At 70.0% G+C, this 17,014-nt stretch carries 20 protein-coding genes; 11 read left to right on the top strand and 9 right to left on the bottom strand.

The annotated features are described in order from the left end of the window. Window positions 1-29: 29 nt before the first annotated feature. Window positions 30-239: a hypothetical protein gene (locus OHA25_RS38780; RefSeq protein ID WP_327581886.1), complete on the top strand. Its 210-nt coding sequence runs from the start codon at window positions 30-32 to the stop codon at window positions 237-239. Window positions 240-662: 423 nt separating this feature from the next. Here the strand turns inward: OHA25_RS38780 and OHA25_RS38775 are convergent, their stop codons facing one another. The 5 genes from OHA25_RS38775 to OHA25_RS38755 all read right to left on the bottom strand — a co-directional run bounded on the left by OHA25_RS38775 (window position 663) and on the right by OHA25_RS38755 (window position 3,974). Further along, window positions 663-1,169 (bottom strand): F0F1 ATP synthase subunit B, encoded by a 507-nt coding sequence (locus OHA25_RS38775; RefSeq protein WP_327581885.1) that lies wholly within the window; start codon window positions 1,167-1,169, stop codon window positions 663-665. Between the two features lie 404 nt (window positions 1,170-1,573). Further along, entirely contained in the window at window positions 1,574-1,771 is a 198-nt protein-coding gene (locus OHA25_RS38770; protein ID WP_327581884.1) for a hypothetical protein, read from the bottom strand. Between the two features lie 90 nt (window positions 1,772-1,861). Next, window positions 1,862-2,233 carry a DoxX family protein gene (locus OHA25_RS38765; RefSeq protein ID WP_327581883.1) on the bottom strand — a complete coding sequence of 124 codons (372 nt, stop codon included), beginning with the start codon at window positions 2,231-2,233 and terminating at the stop codon, window positions 1,862-1,864. 80 nt (window positions 2,234-2,313) lie between these two features. Next, complete coding sequence (locus tag OHA25_RS38760) at window positions 2,314-2,994, bottom strand: SDR family NAD(P)-dependent oxidoreductase (protein WP_327581882.1); 681 nt, start codon at window positions 2,992-2,994, stop codon at window positions 2,314-2,316. Between the two features lie 41 nt (window positions 2,995-3,035). Further along, the gene (locus tag OHA25_RS38755) at window positions 3,036-3,974 is read right to left on the bottom strand and encodes an NADP-dependent oxidoreductase (protein WP_327581881.1); all 939 of its coding nucleotides are present in this window, start codon (window positions 3,972-3,974) and stop codon (window positions 3,036-3,038) included. A gap of 100 nt (window positions 3,975-4,074) precedes the next feature. Here OHA25_RS38755 and OHA25_RS38750 point away from each other — a divergent pair, with 100 nt between their 5' ends. From OHA25_RS38750 to OHA25_RS38740, 3 genes are read left to right on the top strand one after another with little or no spacing between them, the layout of a single operon-like run. Next, window positions 4,075-4,809, top strand: a complete 735-nt coding sequence (locus OHA25_RS38750; protein WP_327581880.1) for a TetR/AcrR family transcriptional regulator — start codon at window positions 4,075-4,077, stop codon at window positions 4,807-4,809. A gap of 45 nt (window positions 4,810-4,854) precedes the next feature. Further along, window positions 4,855-4,998 (top strand): hypothetical protein, encoded by a 144-nt coding sequence (locus OHA25_RS38745; protein WP_327581879.1) that lies wholly within the window; start codon window positions 4,855-4,857, stop codon window positions 4,996-4,998. Between the two features lie 15 nt (window positions 4,999-5,013). Beyond that, on the top strand, window positions 5,014-5,181 hold the full coding sequence (locus tag OHA25_RS38740; protein ID WP_327581878.1) for a hypothetical protein: 168 nt from the start codon (window positions 5,014-5,016) through the stop codon (window positions 5,179-5,181). Between the two features lie 194 nt (window positions 5,182-5,375). On the opposite strand, the gene OHA25_RS38735 is transcribed toward OHA25_RS38740, so the two are convergent. Continuing rightward, window positions 5,376-6,191 (bottom strand): hypothetical protein, encoded by an 816-nt coding sequence (locus OHA25_RS38735; RefSeq protein WP_327581877.1) that lies wholly within the window; start codon window positions 6,189-6,191, stop codon window positions 5,376-5,378. A gap of 1,142 nt (window positions 6,192-7,333) precedes the next feature. Here OHA25_RS38735 and OHA25_RS38730 point away from each other — a divergent pair. Continuing rightward, window positions 7,334-8,059, top strand: coding sequence for a carbonic anhydrase (locus OHA25_RS38730; protein WP_327581876.1), 726 nt, complete (start codon window positions 7,334-7,336; stop codon window positions 8,057-8,059). An 84-nt stretch (window positions 8,060-8,143) separates the two neighbouring features. On the opposite strand, the gene OHA25_RS38725 is transcribed toward OHA25_RS38730, so the two are convergent. Next, entirely contained in the window at window positions 8,144-9,016 is an 873-nt protein-coding gene (locus tag OHA25_RS38725; protein WP_327581875.1) for an aldo/keto reductase family oxidoreductase, read from the bottom strand. 130 nt (window positions 9,017-9,146) lie between these two features. On the opposite strand from OHA25_RS38725, the gene OHA25_RS38720 reads away from it, so the two are divergent. Continuing rightward, window positions 9,147-9,584, top strand: coding sequence for a winged helix-turn-helix transcriptional regulator (locus OHA25_RS38720; protein WP_327581874.1), 438 nt, complete (start codon window positions 9,147-9,149; stop codon window positions 9,582-9,584). Between the two features lie 86 nt (window positions 9,585-9,670). Here the strand turns inward: OHA25_RS38720 and OHA25_RS38715 are convergent, their stop codons facing one another. Beyond that, the gene (locus OHA25_RS38715; protein ID WP_327581873.1) at window positions 9,671-10,021 is read right to left on the bottom strand and encodes a VOC family protein; all 351 of its coding nucleotides are present in this window, start codon (window positions 10,019-10,021) and stop codon (window positions 9,671-9,673) included. A 156-nt stretch (window positions 10,022-10,177) separates the two neighbouring features. Between OHA25_RS38715 and OHA25_RS38710 the strand changes: the two genes are divergently transcribed. Genes OHA25_RS38710 through OHA25_RS38695 form a run of 4 tightly spaced genes read left to right on the top strand, consistent with a single transcriptional unit; the run spans window position 10,178 to window position 14,756 of the window. Further along, window positions 10,178-10,747, top strand: coding sequence for a dihydrofolate reductase family protein (locus OHA25_RS38710; protein WP_327581872.1), 570 nt, complete (start codon window positions 10,178-10,180; stop codon window positions 10,745-10,747). Between the two features lie 41 nt (window positions 10,748-10,788). Continuing rightward, window positions 10,789-11,799, top strand: a complete 1,011-nt coding sequence (locus OHA25_RS38705; RefSeq protein ID WP_327581871.1) for an alpha/beta hydrolase family esterase — start codon at window positions 10,789-10,791, stop codon at window positions 11,797-11,799. A 23-nt stretch (window positions 11,800-11,822) separates the two neighbouring features. Further along, window positions 11,823-13,382, top strand: coding sequence for a hypothetical protein (locus OHA25_RS38700; RefSeq protein WP_327581870.1), 1,560 nt, complete (start codon window positions 11,823-11,825; stop codon window positions 13,380-13,382). Between the two features lie 42 nt (window positions 13,383-13,424). After that, on the top strand, window positions 13,425-14,756 hold the full coding sequence (locus OHA25_RS38695; RefSeq protein WP_327581869.1) for a serine hydrolase domain-containing protein: 1,332 nt from the start codon (window positions 13,425-13,427) through the stop codon (window positions 14,754-14,756). A 50-nt stretch (window positions 14,757-14,806) separates the two neighbouring features. Here the strand turns inward: OHA25_RS38695 and OHA25_RS38690 are convergent, their stop codons facing one another. Beyond that, window positions 14,807-15,577, bottom strand: a complete 771-nt coding sequence (locus OHA25_RS38690) for an NADPH-dependent F420 reductase (protein ID WP_327581868.1) — start codon at window positions 15,575-15,577, stop codon at window positions 14,807-14,809. A gap of 152 nt (window positions 15,578-15,729) precedes the next feature. Between OHA25_RS38690 and OHA25_RS38685 the strand changes: the two genes are divergently transcribed. Continuing rightward, entirely contained in the window at window positions 15,730-17,001 is a 1,272-nt protein-coding gene (locus OHA25_RS38685) for an aldehyde dehydrogenase family protein (protein WP_327581867.1), read from the top strand. The last annotated feature ends 13 nt before the right edge of the window (window positions 17,002-17,014 follow it).

The following is a 17,014-nucleotide window of genomic DNA, read 5'->3' as shown; positions in this document are numbered from 1 at the left end:
GCGGGGCGGCCTTCGCCCTCGTCGCATGGGTGGTGGCCGAGCTACGGGGGCGTACGCCGCTGGTGCACAGGCGCATGCTCGCCCGCCGCGGCGTGTGGACGACCAACATCGCCGGTATCGCATTCGGGATGGCTACGTTCGGCTCGTTCCCGCTGGTGCCGCTCCTGCTCCAACTGCCGGCGGCAACCGGTTACGGCATGCTCCAACTCATCGTGCTGCTCACCCAGGCCGGGCCCTGAGCACTGGACGGTCGCTCACCTCGATCGCCAAGCTGCTGGGCGAGCCTGCCCCGCATGGCCGCCTACGCCGCCTCGGCCAGGGTGGTGAAGTCGATCTCGGGCAGGTCGGGGTCGAAGTGGTCGGGGCGCAGCCGCAGCACGTCGGTGGCCTATAGGCCGAACCGGCTTCTTTGGCGAGGACATGATCTACCACCACGGGTGCTTCTCGTTCCAGAGCAGTCCCTTCAACGGTCACGCATCGTCATCTCACGCGATCACCTGATAACACTGGCCGGGCCAATCACGAAGAGGCAGTTAACCAGCAAGGTCTCGCCGTCCTCAAAAACCACCGCATCGCCCAGGCCACGGGAGGACGAAATGGATTCACTATAGAGGTCGTCAGGCCACTATGCCGCGGTCTCGGCCAATGATCGGCCTGTTACCTCAAGAAACTGTTCGGTTCTCCAGCTCGTCCAGGAATCGTTCCGCGATGCCGGTCTGCCGTACGTCCTCCTCCAGTGACTCCCCCATGATGCGGCCCGCCAGGGCGGTCGACAGACGGCCGATCTCCGGGCGCATGTGGGCGAACGCCGCCTGTCTGTCGGCCTCGATCTGGGCCCGCGCCATCGCGATGACGTTGCCGGCCTCGGCCTGCGCCTGCGCGCGCAACTCCGCCCTGATCTGTGCGCCATGCTGACGGGCCTCCTCCCGCAACCGCGCCGCGTCGCGCCGGGCTTCTTCCAGTTGCTCGTGGTATTGCCGCTCAAGATTCCGGGCCCTGGCTTGGGCCTCCTCTGCCCTCATGATGCCGCCCTCAATCGCGTCGACCCGCTCGGCCAGCGTCTTCTGCAAGCGGGGTACGAGCAGTTTGCCGACGACGAACAGGGTGACGAGGAAAATGACGAGTCCGATAGCGGGCTCGTAGTAGTTGTCCGGAAAGAGGGGATTCACGAAAGGGCCTTTCGTGGACAGGATTGTCAGAGGACTCCATGCATACCCAAAGAAAGCTTAAGCGAAAAGACATCGAGCGAAGAGGGGTTGGCCTGGGCCGCGATCTTCGTGTGGGCGGCTGAGGTGTCCGTCTGAGGTTGAATTCGCGTTGTGGTCAGTGTGGTGGTCTGGCTGTCCCGTCGGGCCGGCGTTGATCCCTTCTTCGTCATTGGGGCGGTTGGTGTTGGTCAGGTCGAGGCGGGTAGGACGCGCAGCCGGCTCAGGGCGGTGATGATCTGGTGTGCCCAGGGCCATCAGGTGACGCCGTTTTGCTGGTCATCCCAATGTGTTGGATGTTCGGCGGCTGTCACCCTGTTCGGTGGCCGGGCCCGCGGTGGCGAGTGCGGCGGCCAGTCGTGCGGGCGTCAGGGGCGGAACGGGGTCGCGGCCGGGGCCACGCCCAGTGCCGTCAGCCTGGACGCCCAGAACGGCTGGCCGTACATGACCGGCACGGCCACGGCGGGCACCCCCCACCCCGGCCCCGTGGTGCCGCTGCCGCAGTGGTGGGCGACGGCGGCCGTGGGGAACGGCCAGTCGTGGTTCACGTCGCCGACCGCCGGCACGTCGTCTGATGCCGCCGGTCGCGCCGAAGACGGTGACACTCATGAGGTGGTTGGCTCCTCGCGGCAGAGGCAGGGGTCAGCGGCGCGGGGTCAGAAGCTGTAGGGGCCGAAGCGGCCCCAGGCGACGAACGCGGCCAGCAGGAACAGGACCGCGTTGAAGGCGATCGCGCCGGGCTCCTTGCGGCGGGCGTGGGTGAGTGCGGCCAGCACCATCACCACGGCCAGGCCGGTCGCGGCCAGCGGGGTCAGGACGGGCGCGATGCCGGTGAGCGCGGGCAGGATCAGCCCGAGCGCGCCGGCCAACTCGGCGATGCCGATGAGGCGGACGGTGCCGGCGGAGAAGTCCTCCACCCACGGCAGCATGGGGGCGAGCTTGTCCTTGAGCTGGGTGGACTTCATCACTCCGGCCATGCCGAACATGGCGGCCAGGATGGCCTGCACAATCCACAGGACGACGTTCATCGAAAGATCTCCTTGACGGTAGGGGTGAGAGGGAGCCCGGCTCGTGGTGCTCCCGCCTGGCGGGGGTGTGGCCGGCCGCCTCAGCCGTTGAAGACGAGTTCGGGCTGGTCGCGGCGCTCGTACAGGTCCCAGTACAGGGGGGCGATCTGCTCGGGTGTGGCGGTCGGGATGCCCTCGGGGCCGCCCTCGCCGATCCAGATGTTGATCGCCACGTGCGCGGCGTACACGCCGCTGCCGGCCAGTTCGTTGTGCAGGTTGAGCACCCAGTTGCGCAGCGCCGCGGCGGCGGCGTTGACGTTGCCGAGCATGGGTACGGGGTGCACCGAGCCGCCGCCGGTGGTGAACAGCAGTGTCCCGGCGCCGGCCTGCCGCATGGCGGGCAGCACCGCGTGAGCGGCGGCCAGCGCGCCGTAGACGTTGTATTCGAACTGTGGCTGCAGGTTGTCCACCGTGACCTCGCTGGGGACGGCCATGGTGAGGCCGGGCACCGGCGAGTGCGGCGCCGGGGAATACTCCAGCACGTCGATGCCGCCGAAGCGGCCGGCTGCCGCGTCGAGGGCGGCGGTCAGCGATGGGCGGTCCAGCACGTCCGCAGGGAACGCCTCAGCGGTGATGCCCTCCTGGCCGAGCTGGTCGACCAGCGTCTGGAGCTTGTCCTTGGTGCGGGCGATCAGCGCGACGTCGAAGCCGCGGCTGCCGAAGGTACGGGCGATGGCCAGGCCCATGCCGGGACCGGCGCCGACGATGGCAATGGTGGGCACGATCAGATCTCTTTCGTGGTGATGGACGGGGTCGGACAGGGTCAGGAGCAGGTGATGGCGAGCTTGCCGAGCGCGCCGGTGCCGAAGGCGGCGAACGCCTGCGGGGCTTGCTCCAGCGGGTAGGTGGCGGTGACCGGGACGCGCAGCGCGCCCGAGGCGGCCTGGGTGGCCAGGGCGGTCAGGGTCTGCGGGTTGGTGTCGGCCATGATTGTGTGGATGGTGACGCCGGAAACCTCGACGGCGTCGGCGGTCAGGCCGAGGGTGGAGGCGAGGCGGCCGCCCGGACGCAGCAGGCTCGCGAGCTGGGGGCCGTCGCCCGCCAGGTGCAGCACGGCGTCCACCCCTTCCGGGGCGAGCGCCCGGACCTGAGCCGGCAGATCGCCGCTGAAGTCGACGAGGTCGAGTTTGGCGTCGGTGAGGCCGGTGACGAAGTCGGCCTCCGCGCCGGGGCGGGCGGTGGCGATGACGCGGGCGCCGCGGGCGGCGGCCAGCTGCACGGCCAGCGCGCCCACCCCGCCGGTGGCGCCGGAGATCAGCATGGTCTCGCCGTCGGCCGGGGCGACGGCGTTGAGGCTGTCCAGCGCCGCGGTGCCGGCCAGGCCCAGCGCACCCGCCTCCTGAACGCCCAGGCCCTCGGGGATGGGGGCGATGCCGTAGCCGGCGGACACGGTGACGTACTGGGCCAGCGACCCGGTGCCCAGGAACGGCTTCATCACCACGCCGAAGACCGCCTGGCCGACCGTGAAGCCCTCGACGCCTTCGCCGAGCGCCTCGACGGTGCCGGCGAAGTCCTTGCCCACCACCAGCGGGAAGCGGTGCTCCATCGCCCCTTGCAGGTAGCCGGCCGCGGTGGCGGCGTCGAACCCGTTGATCGAGGAGACAGCCACTTTCACCAGCACCTCCCCGGCCTCTGGCTGCGGGGTGGGGACGTCGGCCACGGCCGGGGCCTCAGGGACGGAGTTCAGCGTGACAGCGCGCACGAGCTGCACCTTTCGAGAAGTGGAACGGGTTACCCAGTTTGTGCTGCCCAGCGTAACAAGAGAATTGGGTAGGTTGTTCCACTTGGGTAGAGTGGAAGGCATGGATCATTCCGCAGACTCCCCCGAGTCTTCGGGCGAGCAGCCCGGTTCGGGACTGCGCGCCGACGCCGAACGCAACCGCGAACGCATCCTGGCCGCCGCCCGCCGCCTGTACGCCAGCCACGGCCTCGGCGTCTCCATGGCCTGCATCGCCCGCGAAGCAGGCGTCGGCAAAGCCACCCTGTCGCGCCGCTTCGCCACCCCCGACGAACTCATCAACGCCGTCTTCGCCGACCGCATGGACGCCTATGCCGCCGCCACGGCCCAGGCCCTCGCCGACCCCGACCCCTGGCACGGCTTCACCGGCTACGTCCAGGCCGTCTGCGCCATGCAGGCCGCCGACCGCGGCTTCGCCGACGTACTGGCCATGACCTTCCCCGCCGCCAAAGCCCTGGAAGCCCGCCGCACCGAGGCCTACAACGGCTTCCTCGACCTCATCGCCCGCGCCAAGGCCAGCGGCCACCTGCGGGAGGACTTCACCGACCAGGACATGGTCATCTTGCTGATGGCCAACGCCGGCGTCGTCGCCGCCACCGCAGACGCCGCATCTGACACCTGGCGCCGCCTGGTCGGCCAGATGCTGCGCGCCTGGGCCACTCCCGGCACCGATCTGCCCCCGCTGGAGCCGGCTCCCGCGCCCACCGCCCTGTATCGCGCCATGGTCCGCCTCGCCCGTCCGGCGGGTGACAGTGGTGGGGCCAGGGAGCAAGCAACGGAGCGTGCGGGCGGCCGTTGAGGCGGCCCTGCGGGAGACCGGGCCGGGTTCCGGCGCTTGGAGGGTTTGGCAAGAACGCTGTCAACGCGCAAGGCCGAGGGCATCGGCCCCGTGCTGTGCACGGACGCCGGCGCCCAGACCGCGTTCTGCTACACCGACCCCGACGGCAACAGCGTCGAGCTCCACGTCGACAACTACGGCGACAGCTGAACCTCCATGGAGCACATGCGCCACTCCCCCGACTTCGCCGCCAAGCCCATCGGCCACTTCGTCGACCCGGACAAGCTGCTGGAAGCCCGGCAGGCCGGGGCATCCCCCTCGGAGCTGAGCAAGCGTGCATGGCGCGACGAGTTCGCACCGGCCGAGCCGTATGACCCACGGGTCCTTCTCTGAGGCACTCCTCGACGTTGAACGGCGCCTCGCCGACCGGATCGACGATCTGATCGCGCGGCGTGACACGCCACAGACGAAAGGCCCCGGCATCCTCCTCGGAGTGAGGATGCCGGGGCCTAAAGTGATGCCACACGTGGCTGACTGGTGGAGACCTCGGTCACGGAGGACTGAGGCAGGTTCCCCACCAGGCATGATCAGCGCCGATCGACGGTCTCGCAGTCGCCGGAAACCTGCGGATCGGTCAGGTCAACGCGGATGATGTCGTTGCCGGTGCCGCAGCTCAGGTCTGGCTTGTCGGCCTTGGAGCCGTCGGCTCCCGCGGCCTCCGTGGCCCAGATCTCGTCGTCGTTGTTGCCGCCGCGCAGCGCGTCGGCGCCCTCACGGCCGACGATCCAGTTTTTGTTGGAGTTGCCTCGCAGCGAGTCGTCGAAGTCGCTGCCGAGCAGGTTCTCCACGGTCGTGTCGATGTTGTCGTGGTCCTTGTTCAGGCGGCCATCGTCAGCCTGGTCGTCCATGTCGACCAGCACACCGGAGGTGCTGAGTCCGAAGTCGGCCGTGTCGACCTCGTCACCGCCGTTGAAGGTGACGTTGGTACCGGTGGAGGTGGAGGCGCCGAAGTAGGTGTCGCGGCCCGCCCCGCCCTCGATCCGGGTGGTGAGCGACGTGTCCACCCGAACCTCGTCGGGGCCGCCGCCGGTCATCAACTTGATGACCTTGATCGGCGTACTGACCTCGCAGACGACCTTGTTGGAAGATCCATTCCGCCGGCACCCAGTGCCGGGTTCAATCCCCGTGCCGGTGGTATCTTCCAGGGTGACGATCCTCCCAGCGCTTAAGCTGACCAGCTTGATCTTGTTCGCGAAGTCGCTGCCCTCGTAGTAGAGGTCGTTGACGCTGGTGACGTAGGCCGTGGGGGTGGCGGCGTGGCTGGGGGTGGCCAGGGCGCCGGCCAGCGCGGCGGCGGCGAGGGTCGGCAGCGCCAGTCGAGCCAGGTGCTTGGTGATACGCATGGTGCCTATCCTTTGATTGTGGTGGAAATTGCCGATGGATCTCCGTCACGAGACGAAAAGCTCCATCGACCGTTCGCGACCATTCAAAGGGCACTCAAGCGTTCCTCAATACGTCAAACGGCACACAGGTTATGTGCTGTGCCACACTGCGCATAAGCTCCCCATAGCCTCAAGGGGGCTGGCCCGGCACCGGATTCCCTATGAGCTTGGAGGTTCTGAGTCTTCTGCTCCCTCCACTGCGATGCCGGCCGATCGCTGGGCCGCCGCGTCGTCAGCGCCAAGGCATGCGGTTCAGGCGCCCTTGATGAGCTGGCCCTTGTTCACGCTGGTTGCCCTTCCGCGTCGGTGTTTCAGGATGACGCTAGCCATTTCGCCGACGGACCAGGCTGGGAAGGTCCGGCGGTCACCACTGCTCCTGGCATGAGGGCCACGATTCCCATGTCCTGGTAAGCACGGCCATGAGTGGCTTTTACGTATTGAATTTGCCGTCAAATCTCGGCGAAAATGAAGAATATATCATAGTTTGTCATGATTTGGGTGTTAATGTCGGCATAGAGGATTCTGGTACCAATCCACGGGGGGAAATGATGGCCGGAATGCCTGGCTTCGAGGAAGGAGGGGGCTGCAGACGCCGCCGCTGGTGGCGTCGCCGTCGCTGCCGCCGCCGTCGGCGCTGGTGGTGGGGCCCCTGGGGACATGACTGGGATTGGTGAGTGAACCAAGCCCAATGAGCCGCGGGTTGCGACGGTCTCCGCCGCGCATGTGGCTTCTCACCCGTTGGTGGCTGCGCTCCGCGAAGTCGCCGCAATCCGCCTGAAGTTGAGTACATCACCCGGCAATGTGGCCCTGCGGCCCTCAGCAACTCCTCTACGGGACCGACGCATCCCTCGCGGCCTGATGGCAAGGCGAACGCCTGCTGCAGGACCACGCCGCCGACGGCCTACGACGAGTCGGCCACGTCTGACCTGCCAGTGCTTGCCGCAATGCGGCCACCAGGGCGCTCGTCGTCCGGGGAGAGTGCGTCGTGGACGGCCCCGGCGTGACCGGCCGGACCATGCTGGCCATAACAGTGTGCGATGTTCCCTGTGATGAGTGTTACATTTTCTAGCGCGTAAACGCGTGGGCGGCGCATACTCAAGGCCATGCCAAATGATCAACCGATCGGCCGGCGAGGGCTGCTGCGCGCCGGTCTTGCCGTGGGAGGCCTGTTCGCCGGGACGGCCGCTGCGGGCACCGCCGTCCATGCTCAGAGCGTTCCGTCCTCGAGCGGGACCACCACGCCGGAGCAGCGTCCCGCCACACCCGATGCGGCCTGGGCGAGACTGCGTGAAGGCAACCGCCGCTGGGTGGCCGGCACCTCCACACACCCGCACCAGGACACGGCGCGGCGGGCGGAGGTGGCGCAGAAGCAGGACCCGTTCGCGGTCGTCTTCTCGTGCATCGACTCGCGGGTGGCGCCCGAGCTCGTCTTCGACACCGGATTGGGTGACGTGTTCGTGCTGCGCACCGCCGGGCAGACCATCGACCCGCTCGTCACGGGCTCGGCGGAGTACGGCCCCGCCGAACTGGGCACCCCGCTCGTCGTCGTGCTCGGCCACCAGCGCTGTGGCGCCGTCACGGCCGCGGCGGAGTCGCTGCACGACCACAAGAAGCTGCCGGGAGAGCTGAGCACCATCGCCTCATCGCTGCGCTCGTCCTACAATCGCTCGGGCGGCGACGTCGACAAGATGATCCGCATCCACACCATCGACGTGGTGAACCAGCTCAAGAAGGACAGGCTGTTCACCCCGCGCATCGCCAAGGGGCAGCTCAAGGTGATCGGCGCCTACTACTCGATCGACACCGGCGAGGTCAGCCGCCTCGCCTGACCCCGGCGCAGTGGGCAGCGCTCGCGCCGGGTCGCCGGCTCTCACGGATGTTCACCGGCCAAGAGCATTACGTTCGCTCTGCCGTCAGCGGCCGATCTTGTCCAGCTCGGTGAGGTCCTCCTCGGAGAGCGAGAGGCCCGCGCCCGCAACGTTCTCGCGTAGGTGCGCCACCGACGAGGTGCCGGGGATCAGCAAGATGTTCGGCGACCGCTGCAGCAGCCAGGCCAGGGCGACCGACATCGGCATCGCGTCCAGCCGGGAGGCCACGGCCGTGAGCGCCGAGGACTGCAGCGGGCTGAAGCCGCCGAGCGGGAAGAAGGGCACGTAGGCGATGCCCTGCTCGGCGAGCCCATCGATCAGCTCGTCGTCCTGGCGGTGGGCAAGGTTGTACATGTTCTGCACACACACGATCGGCGCAATCGCCTGTGCCTCGGCGACCTGTTCCGCCGTCGCGTTGCTCACGCCGAGGTGCCGGATCAGGCCCTGCCGCTGGAGCTCGACGAGTGTGTCGAACGCCTCGGCGAGCGAGCCGGGCTGGGGACCCTGGGCGTCGCCGAGCCGGAGGTTGACCACCTCCAGCGTCTCAAGGCCGAGGTTCTCCAGGTTCTCCTGGACGGCCCGGCGCAGGTCTTCGGGCCGCCGGGCCGGGGGCCAGCCTCCCTCCTGGTCCCGGGTCGCGCCGACCTTGGTCACGATGTGCAGCGAGTCCGGGTACGGGTGCAGCGCTTCGCGGATCAGCTGGTTGGTGAAGCGCGGCCCGTAGGCGTCGGCGGTGTCAATGTGGGTGATGCCGAGGGCGACGGCCTCGCGGAGAACGGCGAGTGCGCCGTCGCGGTCGGCAGGCGGGCCCATGACCCAGGGGCCGGCGAGCTGCATAGCGCCGTAGCCGAACCGGGTGACGGTCAGATCGCCCAGGGTCCAGGTGCCGCCGGGAAGCGAAGCGGAGAGCGTGCTCATACTGTGCCTTTCGTGTTGAGCTCAGGGATGGTGCCTGACAGCGCCTTGCACCATCATTGGTGTGTAGCTTCCTATGCGGAAGTAGGCACTTCGGAGTGCGTAAGGCATCCGCAGGTGAGAGGAGTGGTCGATGGCAACGAAGACGGCAGTCCAGCAGAGAGCACAGGCCAAGGTGGAGTACGACGCCTTCCTGGCGGCCTGCCCCAGTCGCAAACTGCTCGACCGGATCTCCGACAAATGGGTCACGCTGATCCTGGCCGCGCTCGGCAGCTCGCACCAGCCAGGCACTGACTGCGCCGGCGAGCCCCGGGCGATGCGCTACTCGGAGCTGCTGCGCCTGCTGGCCGGCGTCAGCCAGAAGATGCTCACCCAGACGCTGCGCTCCCTGGAGCGCGACGGCCTGGTGACCCGCACCGTGACGCCGACCGTGCCCGTCACGGTCTCCTACGAGCTGACCGATCTCGGCCTGTCACTGTACGAAATGATGCGCGGCCTCAAGGCCTGGGCCGAGGTGCACATGGACGATGTGCTCGCCAACCGCGAGACCTACGACACCCGCGTCACCTGAGAGAGCACCACGAGGATATGGAACACGCCGGCCGAGACTTCGCCAGGCAGGAGCACCTGTTCCTGCGGTGAGCCGGCCGGGTGGCATCAGCCGGCAGGGGTGACCAAGCAGAACTCGTTGCCTTCGGGGTCCGACATGACCTGGAAGGAGCCCTGGTCGTCACAGACGGTCTCGCCGATCCGGGCGGCGCCCAGCCGCAGGGCGTAGGCGATGGCCGGCTCGATCGCGTCCACCACGATGTCCAGATGGAGCCGGTTCTTGCCGGCCTTGTCTTCTGCCACGGGCTGGAACGCCAGCCGCACGCTGCCGGGCGGTTCGACGTGGGACCAGCCCCGGGCACGATCCACGGGGTCGCCGCCGAGCAGGGCCGCCCAGAAGCGAACCAACTGGTGCGGATTCCGGCAGTCAACCACGATCTGGTTGAGGTGCGCTCGCATGACGGTCAGGGTAACGGGCCACCTCACCCTGGGCGAGCCATGATCGACACTCCCCTGCGCTCACGGCCTCCCGATGCCGGCCCGAGCCCAGCGTGTGCCGATGAATTACGGCAGGGCGGGCGGTCCACCTCCTGAAGACGATGTCCAGGAGGTCACGTGGGTTCCGTGGTGCTGTACAAGAGCATGTCCTTGGACGGGTTCGTCGCCGGTCCGCACGTCGGCGCCGAGCATCCGATGGGCGAGGGCGGCATGCGGCTGCACGAGTGGATGTTCACCGAGCGGCCCGATCCGCGCGACACGGAGATCATCGCCGCGATCACGGCCTCGGCGGGCGCGGTCGTGGTCGGCCGGCGTACGTTCGACGTCGGTCTGCCCCATTGGCAGGACACGCCGTTCCCGGTGCCGACCTTCGTGCTCACCCACCAGGCCCGTGACGAGCTGGCCATGAAGAGCGCGACCTTCACCTTCATCACCGACGGCATCGCCAGCAGCATCGAATCCGCACAGGACGCAGCCGGCGACAAGGAGGTGATCGTCATGGGCGCGCAGACCGGGCGGCAGTTCCTGCGCGCCGGGCTGGTGGACGAGCTGCAGATCAGCTTGGTGCCGGTCATGCTGGGCGGCGGCACCCGGCTGCTGGAGGACCTGAGCCCCATCGAACTGGAGCGCACGCGGGTGATCGCCTCCGATGCGGTCACGCACCTGCGGTTCCGGGTTGCCAGGTAGGTGGGGCCAGGGCCGGGCGAAGGGGTGCGCGGGGGCGCGGCGTGCAGCACACTGCCCTCAAGGGACCGGCAGGCGGGCGGGAGGCGGCCATGGCCAAAGGCGCGATCATCGTGATGCTGGCGGTCCTGCTGGCCACCCGCTGCGGCGGCCCGCCCGCCCCGCGCCCGCCCGCGCAGGCCGCGGTCCCCACCCCCACGCCGTCTCCCACCAGCGGCTGCCAGGCCGCCCAGCCGCTGCGGCCCGGCAGCCACACCCTCACCCACGGCGGGCAGCAGCGCCGCTTCCTGCTGTCGGTGCCCGACGGCGACGGCCCCCACCCGGTCCTGCTCGACCTGCACGGCCTCGGCTCCTCGGCCCGCCAGCAGAGCACCTACAGCCGGCTGGCCGCCGAAGGCTCGCTGCGCGGCTACATCGTGGCCACCCCGCAGGCCGCCGAGGGCCGCATGGGCTGGACGCTGCCCCACACCGGCGGCCCCGACGACACCGGCTTCATGACCGCGCTGCTGGACCGGCTCGAGCAGCGGCTGTGCGTCGACTCGCGACGCGAGTTCGCCGCCGGCATGTCGTACGGCGCCGGCATGGCCGCGGGCCTGGTGTGCGCCATGGACGGCCGCCTGGCCGGGATCGCCGCCGTGGCCGGGCTCAACATCGCGCCCCCCTGTGACCGGCCCCGCCCCACGACGATCATCGCCTTCCACGGCACCGCCGACCGCATCGTCCCCTACCGCGGCGGCCACCCCTTCCGCGACGCCACCGGCGACCTGCGCGCCCTGGCTCAGCTGGTGGTGCTGGCGCCGGTCGAGCAGGTCATGGACGGCTGGGCCAAGGCGCACGGCTGCGCCGGCCGCACCAGCAGCGGCCTGAGCGAGCACGTACGGCTGCGCGGCTGGAAATCCTGCCCCGGCGGGGCCACACTGCGCCTGTACACGGTCGACGGGGGCGGCCACACCTGGCCCGGCCCCATCGAGGTGCCCAGGCTCGGAGCCACCGCCCGCGACCTGGACGCCACCGCGCTCATCCTCGACACCTTCGACCGCGCCCCTTCCCGGTGACCAGCCCGACAACTGGAGAGTCCATGGACGACGTACGCGTCACGATCGAAGCCGTGCCCCGCGCCGGGCTGACCGAGCAGCGGCTGCGCCAGGCGATCGCCGAGCATCCTGAGGCGTTATCGGCGCTGGAGGTGGCCGGCCCGGACAGGCTCACCGTCGCCTTCGCCCCCGGCCTCGGCCACGACCCCGGCGAGAACGCACCGTTCCAGGCGAGCGTGTTCGACCCGGTCGGCAACCGCGCCGTCGAGCTGCGCGGCACCCTGGACCGGCCCGAACGCGCCGACCTTCGGCCCAGCGCCTGGCGGCCCCAGCCCAGCCGCGCCGAACTCCTCGCCGCCGCCGCGATCCTGCGCGCCGACCCCCGCTTCCCCGCCGGCGACGACGTCGTGGTCTACCGGCCCATGCCGCCGCTGGCCGACGCCGAAAACCCCGACGGCACCACCGTGCGCCGCCCCACGCTCGGGGTGTACACGCCGGCCGAGCCGACCGGGCTGCGCCACCGCATCGTCGCCGTCGACCTGGTCAACCACGTGGTCGACTGGACCCCGGCCGGGGTCAACGTGCGCATGCACCACGACTGCGACAACAGCGTCCCCGAAGGCGTCGACTCCCTGGTCGACCGCGGCGGCCCCGACCAGGTACGCGTGCGCGTCCACCGCGGCGCCACCGAGTTGTGGAACCTGCTGGTGGTGCGGCCGCGCGCCTCGGCGCCGCAGAACCCCGGCCTGGGCGGCGGCGTCGAGCTGCGCGAGGTCCGCTACCGCGGCCGGCTCCTGCTGCGCCAGGCCCACCTGCCCATCCTCAACGTCGAATACGAGGAGGGCACGACCTTCCGCGACGACGTCGCCTTCGAAACCCGGTTCTCGGCCACCGGCTCCGACCCGGTCGGGTGGGGGTGGCGGCTGTGCACCAGCAGCCCCCGTACCATCCTGGAGCGCCCCGACACCGACGCCGGCAACTTCCAGGGCGTGGCTTTCCACCACGACGGCGAGGAACTGCGCATCGTCAGTGAGATCGCCGCCGGCTGGTACCGCTACGCCAGCGACTGGCGGCTCGGCGACAACGGCGACATCAGCCCGCGCTTCGGATTCGCCGCCACCCGCAACCCCATGACATGCCTGGTGCACCGCCACCACGCCTACTGGCGGCTCGACTTCGACATCGAAGGCGCCGGCAACGACGTCGTCGAGCAGATCGACGACACCGGCTCGATCATCCCCGAACCCGTCCCGATCATCCGCGAGACCTCCCGCCGGCGCCGCCCTGCCGATGCCCGGGCCCGCTACTGGCAGGTACGCGACAAGGCGTCCGGCCGCGGCTTCCAGATCCATCCGGGCGAGTTCGACGGCACCGCCGACGCTTACGGCGTGTCCGACCTGTGGTTCCTGCGCCACCACCCGCGCGAGCTCGACGACGGCAACCCCGGCCCCCGCGACCGCGCCGCGATCAACCGCTGGCTCAACGGCGAGAACATCAACGGCGCCAACGTCGTCGTCTGGTACGCCGGTCACTACTACCACGACCAGGCCCACCCCCAGCCCCACCAGGGCGAGCTGATCGGGCCGCGGCTGGTGCTGATCTGAGCGGAGCGGCAGGCGCCGATCCAGCGGCTACTCTTGTCGCTCATGAGTCAGGTGGGACACGCGACGGCCCGCGCCCTGCTGCGCAGACTGGCCGTCGAACAGGCCGAATGCAGGGTGCCGTCGCTGACGGCCGCGATCGTGCGCGACGGGCGGACGGCGTGGTTCGGCGGCCGGGGGCGCGTCGGCGACGCACCCCCGACCGCCGCCACCCAATACCGGCTCGGCTCCATCACCAAATCCATGGTCGCCGTGGTCGTCATGCGGCTGCGCGACGAAGGGGCGCTGGCCCTGACCGACCCCCTGGACGCGCACCTGCCCGGCGCCCCGCACGGCCACCTGACCATCGCCCAGTTGCTGTCGCACACCGGCGGGCTGACCGCCGAACCCCCTACCGCCTGGTGGGAACGCACCCCCGGCATCCCCGCCGCCGACCTGCTCAAGCGCCTGGGCCCCGGCGAGCTCAAACACCGGCCGGGACGCCGCTTCCACTACTCCAACGTCGGCTTCGCCCTGCTCGGCGAGCTCGTCGCCCACCTGCGCGGCACCACCTGGCTGCAGGCCGTCCACGGCGAGGTGCTCACCCCGCTCGGCATGAACGACACCACCGCCCGCCCCCGCGCCCCGCACGCCACCGGCTACGCCGTGCACCCGTGGGCCGACGTCGTGCTCGCCGAGCCGGAGCACGACTCCGACGCCATGAGCCCGGCAGGGCAACTGTGGTCGACCCCGCACGACCTGGCCCGCTGGGCGGCGTTCCTGTGCGGCGACACCGGCGGCGTGCTGTGCGGCGACACGCTGGCCGAGATGCGCGAACCGGTCGGCGTCGACGACGGCGACACCTGGACCGGCGGGTTCGGGCTGGGCCTGCAACTGTCCAGGGACGGCGGCCGGCGCCTGGCCGGGCACAGCGGATCCATGCCCGGGTTCCTGGCCACCGTGTGGGCGGACGCGGCCGAAGGGGTCGGGGTGCTGTTCATGGCCAACACCACCTCGGGGCTCAGCGGCCGGCTGCTCACCGACCTGCTCGACATCCTGGAGGAGTACGAGCCGCGGCTGCCCGACGAATGGCGGCCCGTGCCGGCCGACCCGAACCTGCTCGCGCTGACGGGGCTGTGGCATTGGGGGCCCAAGCCGTACACGCTGCGGTTGCTGCCCGAGCGGGGCCTGTCACTGGAGCCGGTCGGCGGGGCCGGGCGGGCCTCGCGGTTCGTCCCCCAGCCGGACGGGACCTGGCGCGGGCTGGACGGCTACTACGCCGGGGAGACGCTGCGGGTGGCGGCCGACCATCTCGACCTCAACACGTTCATCTTCACCCGCGAGCCTTACGACCCGGCGGCGCCGGTGCCGGGCGGGGTGACCGGCTGGCACGCCTGACCGCCCGCCGGACAGACTAGGCACCTCCGCCGTTTGCCTCGGTGTGAGTTTTAGAAGGTGCGGTCAGCGACCTTCACTCGCTGGCCGGCCTCCAACGCGGCGCGCAATGTGTCGGCCGGCAGCGGCGCGGCGGGGGCCTGGAGCATGCGCTCGACCGGCACGTCGGGGTCGGCGAGGTAGATCTGGGTGTAGGCGCCGGACTCGGGCTCGAAGCGCCAGCTTTCGGGGAGGGTTCCGGCGTCGACGGTGTCGAAGCCGAGCCGGTCGATCAGCTCCGCTGCCTGAGCCTTCGCGCCGGGGTCATCGCCAGCGATGGGCAGCGCGCTGCGGTCTGGGGCCCCGGCGGGCCGGGCGAGCTGGGGGATGTGGTGGGCCAGGATGTTGTTGAAGGCCTTGACCAGCAGCGCGCCGGGCAACAGCTGCTGGGCCAGCTCGGTCGTGGTCATCTTTTCGGAGTCGAGTTCGGCGATGCGGCCGTCGCGGGAGGGGTAGTAGTTGCCGGTGTCCAGCACGGTCCGGCCCCGCAACAGGTCGGCAGGCACGGAGCTGTAGGCGCTCAGCGGGATGCTGAGCAAGGTCGCCTCACCAGCGCGGGCAGCCTCCTCCACGGTGCCTGCCACAGCTCGCGGCCCCAGCTCCTCGACCAGGCCTGCCAGGCTCTGCGGGCCGCGAGAGTTGGCGATCACCACGTCGATGTCCGCCGCCACCGCCAGCCGCGCCACCGCCGACCCGATGTTTCCGCTTCCGATGATTCCCAGAGTCGACATTGCGATTCCTCCCCCTATGTTGTGGCCGCCCCGAGCCCATACCCGTGAACGCATGGGCCACCCTGGCCCCGTTAGGACCTCACATCAGTGGCGGCCGAGCTGTGACCAGAGGGCCCGCCTCGGGAGGCGCCATTCCATAGGATTGTTGAACGATGCTACAATCCTCTTGAAGGTGCCAATACGCTCGGCCCGCAGAAGGACGCCCCTTGACCAGCGACGACAACCGTGACACCCGCTCCGCCGAAGAGGCGGTGCGTGCCTGCGCGATCCGAGCCAAGCAGAGCTGCGCGACCCTCCACAACGCGACGGACACGGCCATCGACACCGCGCTGCGCGCCATGGCGGAACGGTTGCGGGCAGCGCGGGACACTCTCACGTCCGCCAACGAAGAAGACCTCGCCGCAGCCGTGTCCGCCGGGATGTCACCCGCCCTGCAGGACCGGCTGCGGTTGACCGGCCCACGACTGGAGAGCATGGCCGCAGAGCTGCGCACGCTGGCGGACGTGGCGCACGAGCCTCGCGACAAGGCCCTCGAAGAGCGCTCGGACGGCCTCACCCTGCTGGAGCGCCGCAGGCCGGTCGGCGTCATCGGCGCGAACTTCGAGGCACGCCCGAACGTCACCCTCGATATCGCCTCCCAGTTCCTCAAATCACGCAACGCAGGCGTGCTCCGCACCGGTTCGGCCGCACTCCGCTCGTCCCGAGCCATCGTGGACGAGGTGATCGCACCGGCCCTCGGCGAAGCCGGCCTCGATCCGGACGCCATCCAGCTGGTGCCCAGCGAAGACCGCTCGGCGGCGTACGCGCTGGTGTCCCTGCCCGAGCTCATTCCGCTGGTCATCCTGCGCGGCAGCGGAGACAGCACCCGCGACCTCGGCCGCGAGGCCGCCCGCCACGGCGTGCGCACCCTCGCCCATGCCGACGGCGGCGGGGTCCTGTACGTGGACTCGGCCGCCGACGACAAGGCCGTGCACCAGCTGATCGCCGACAGCCTGGACCGGCTGGGCGTGTGCAACCGGCTCAATCTGCTGCTCATCGACCGATCCGTGTACGACGAGCGGCTCCCCGGCATTCTCCAGGTCCTGGACCGCCTCGGCATCACCGTCTCCCTGCCCCCGCACACCCACCCGCGCGGGTATGAGTGGTCGCTCGACCCGAAGCGTGCGGCCACCGTGACGGTCGACGCCGCCGACGGCCCGCTGCACGCGGCTCGGATCGCCAATGAAGAGACCTCTGGGCTGGCCGCCGCCATCGCGACCGAGGACCCGGCCGCCGCCGCGCAGTTCATCGACGCCTACGCCGGCTCGGGGGTCTTCTGGAACTCCACCACACGGCTCCTCGACGGCTTCAAGCTGCTGCGGCTGCCGGAAACCGGCATCAACATCGACCGGGTGCCCGGCCCGCGCGGTCCGGTGAGCTTCCGCGACCTGTATCTGCGCCAGTACGTGGTCGTGCCCAGCGGCCGGTTCACGTCCTGACCGGAACAGGACT

Source organism: Nonomuraea sp. NBC_00507, assembly GCF_036013525.1.
GTDB lineage: Bacteria > Actinomycetota > Actinomycetes > Streptosporangiales > Streptosporangiaceae > Nonomuraea.
Note: the sequence above shows the minus strand (reverse complement) of the source record. Positions and strands in the feature narration are given on the sequence as shown.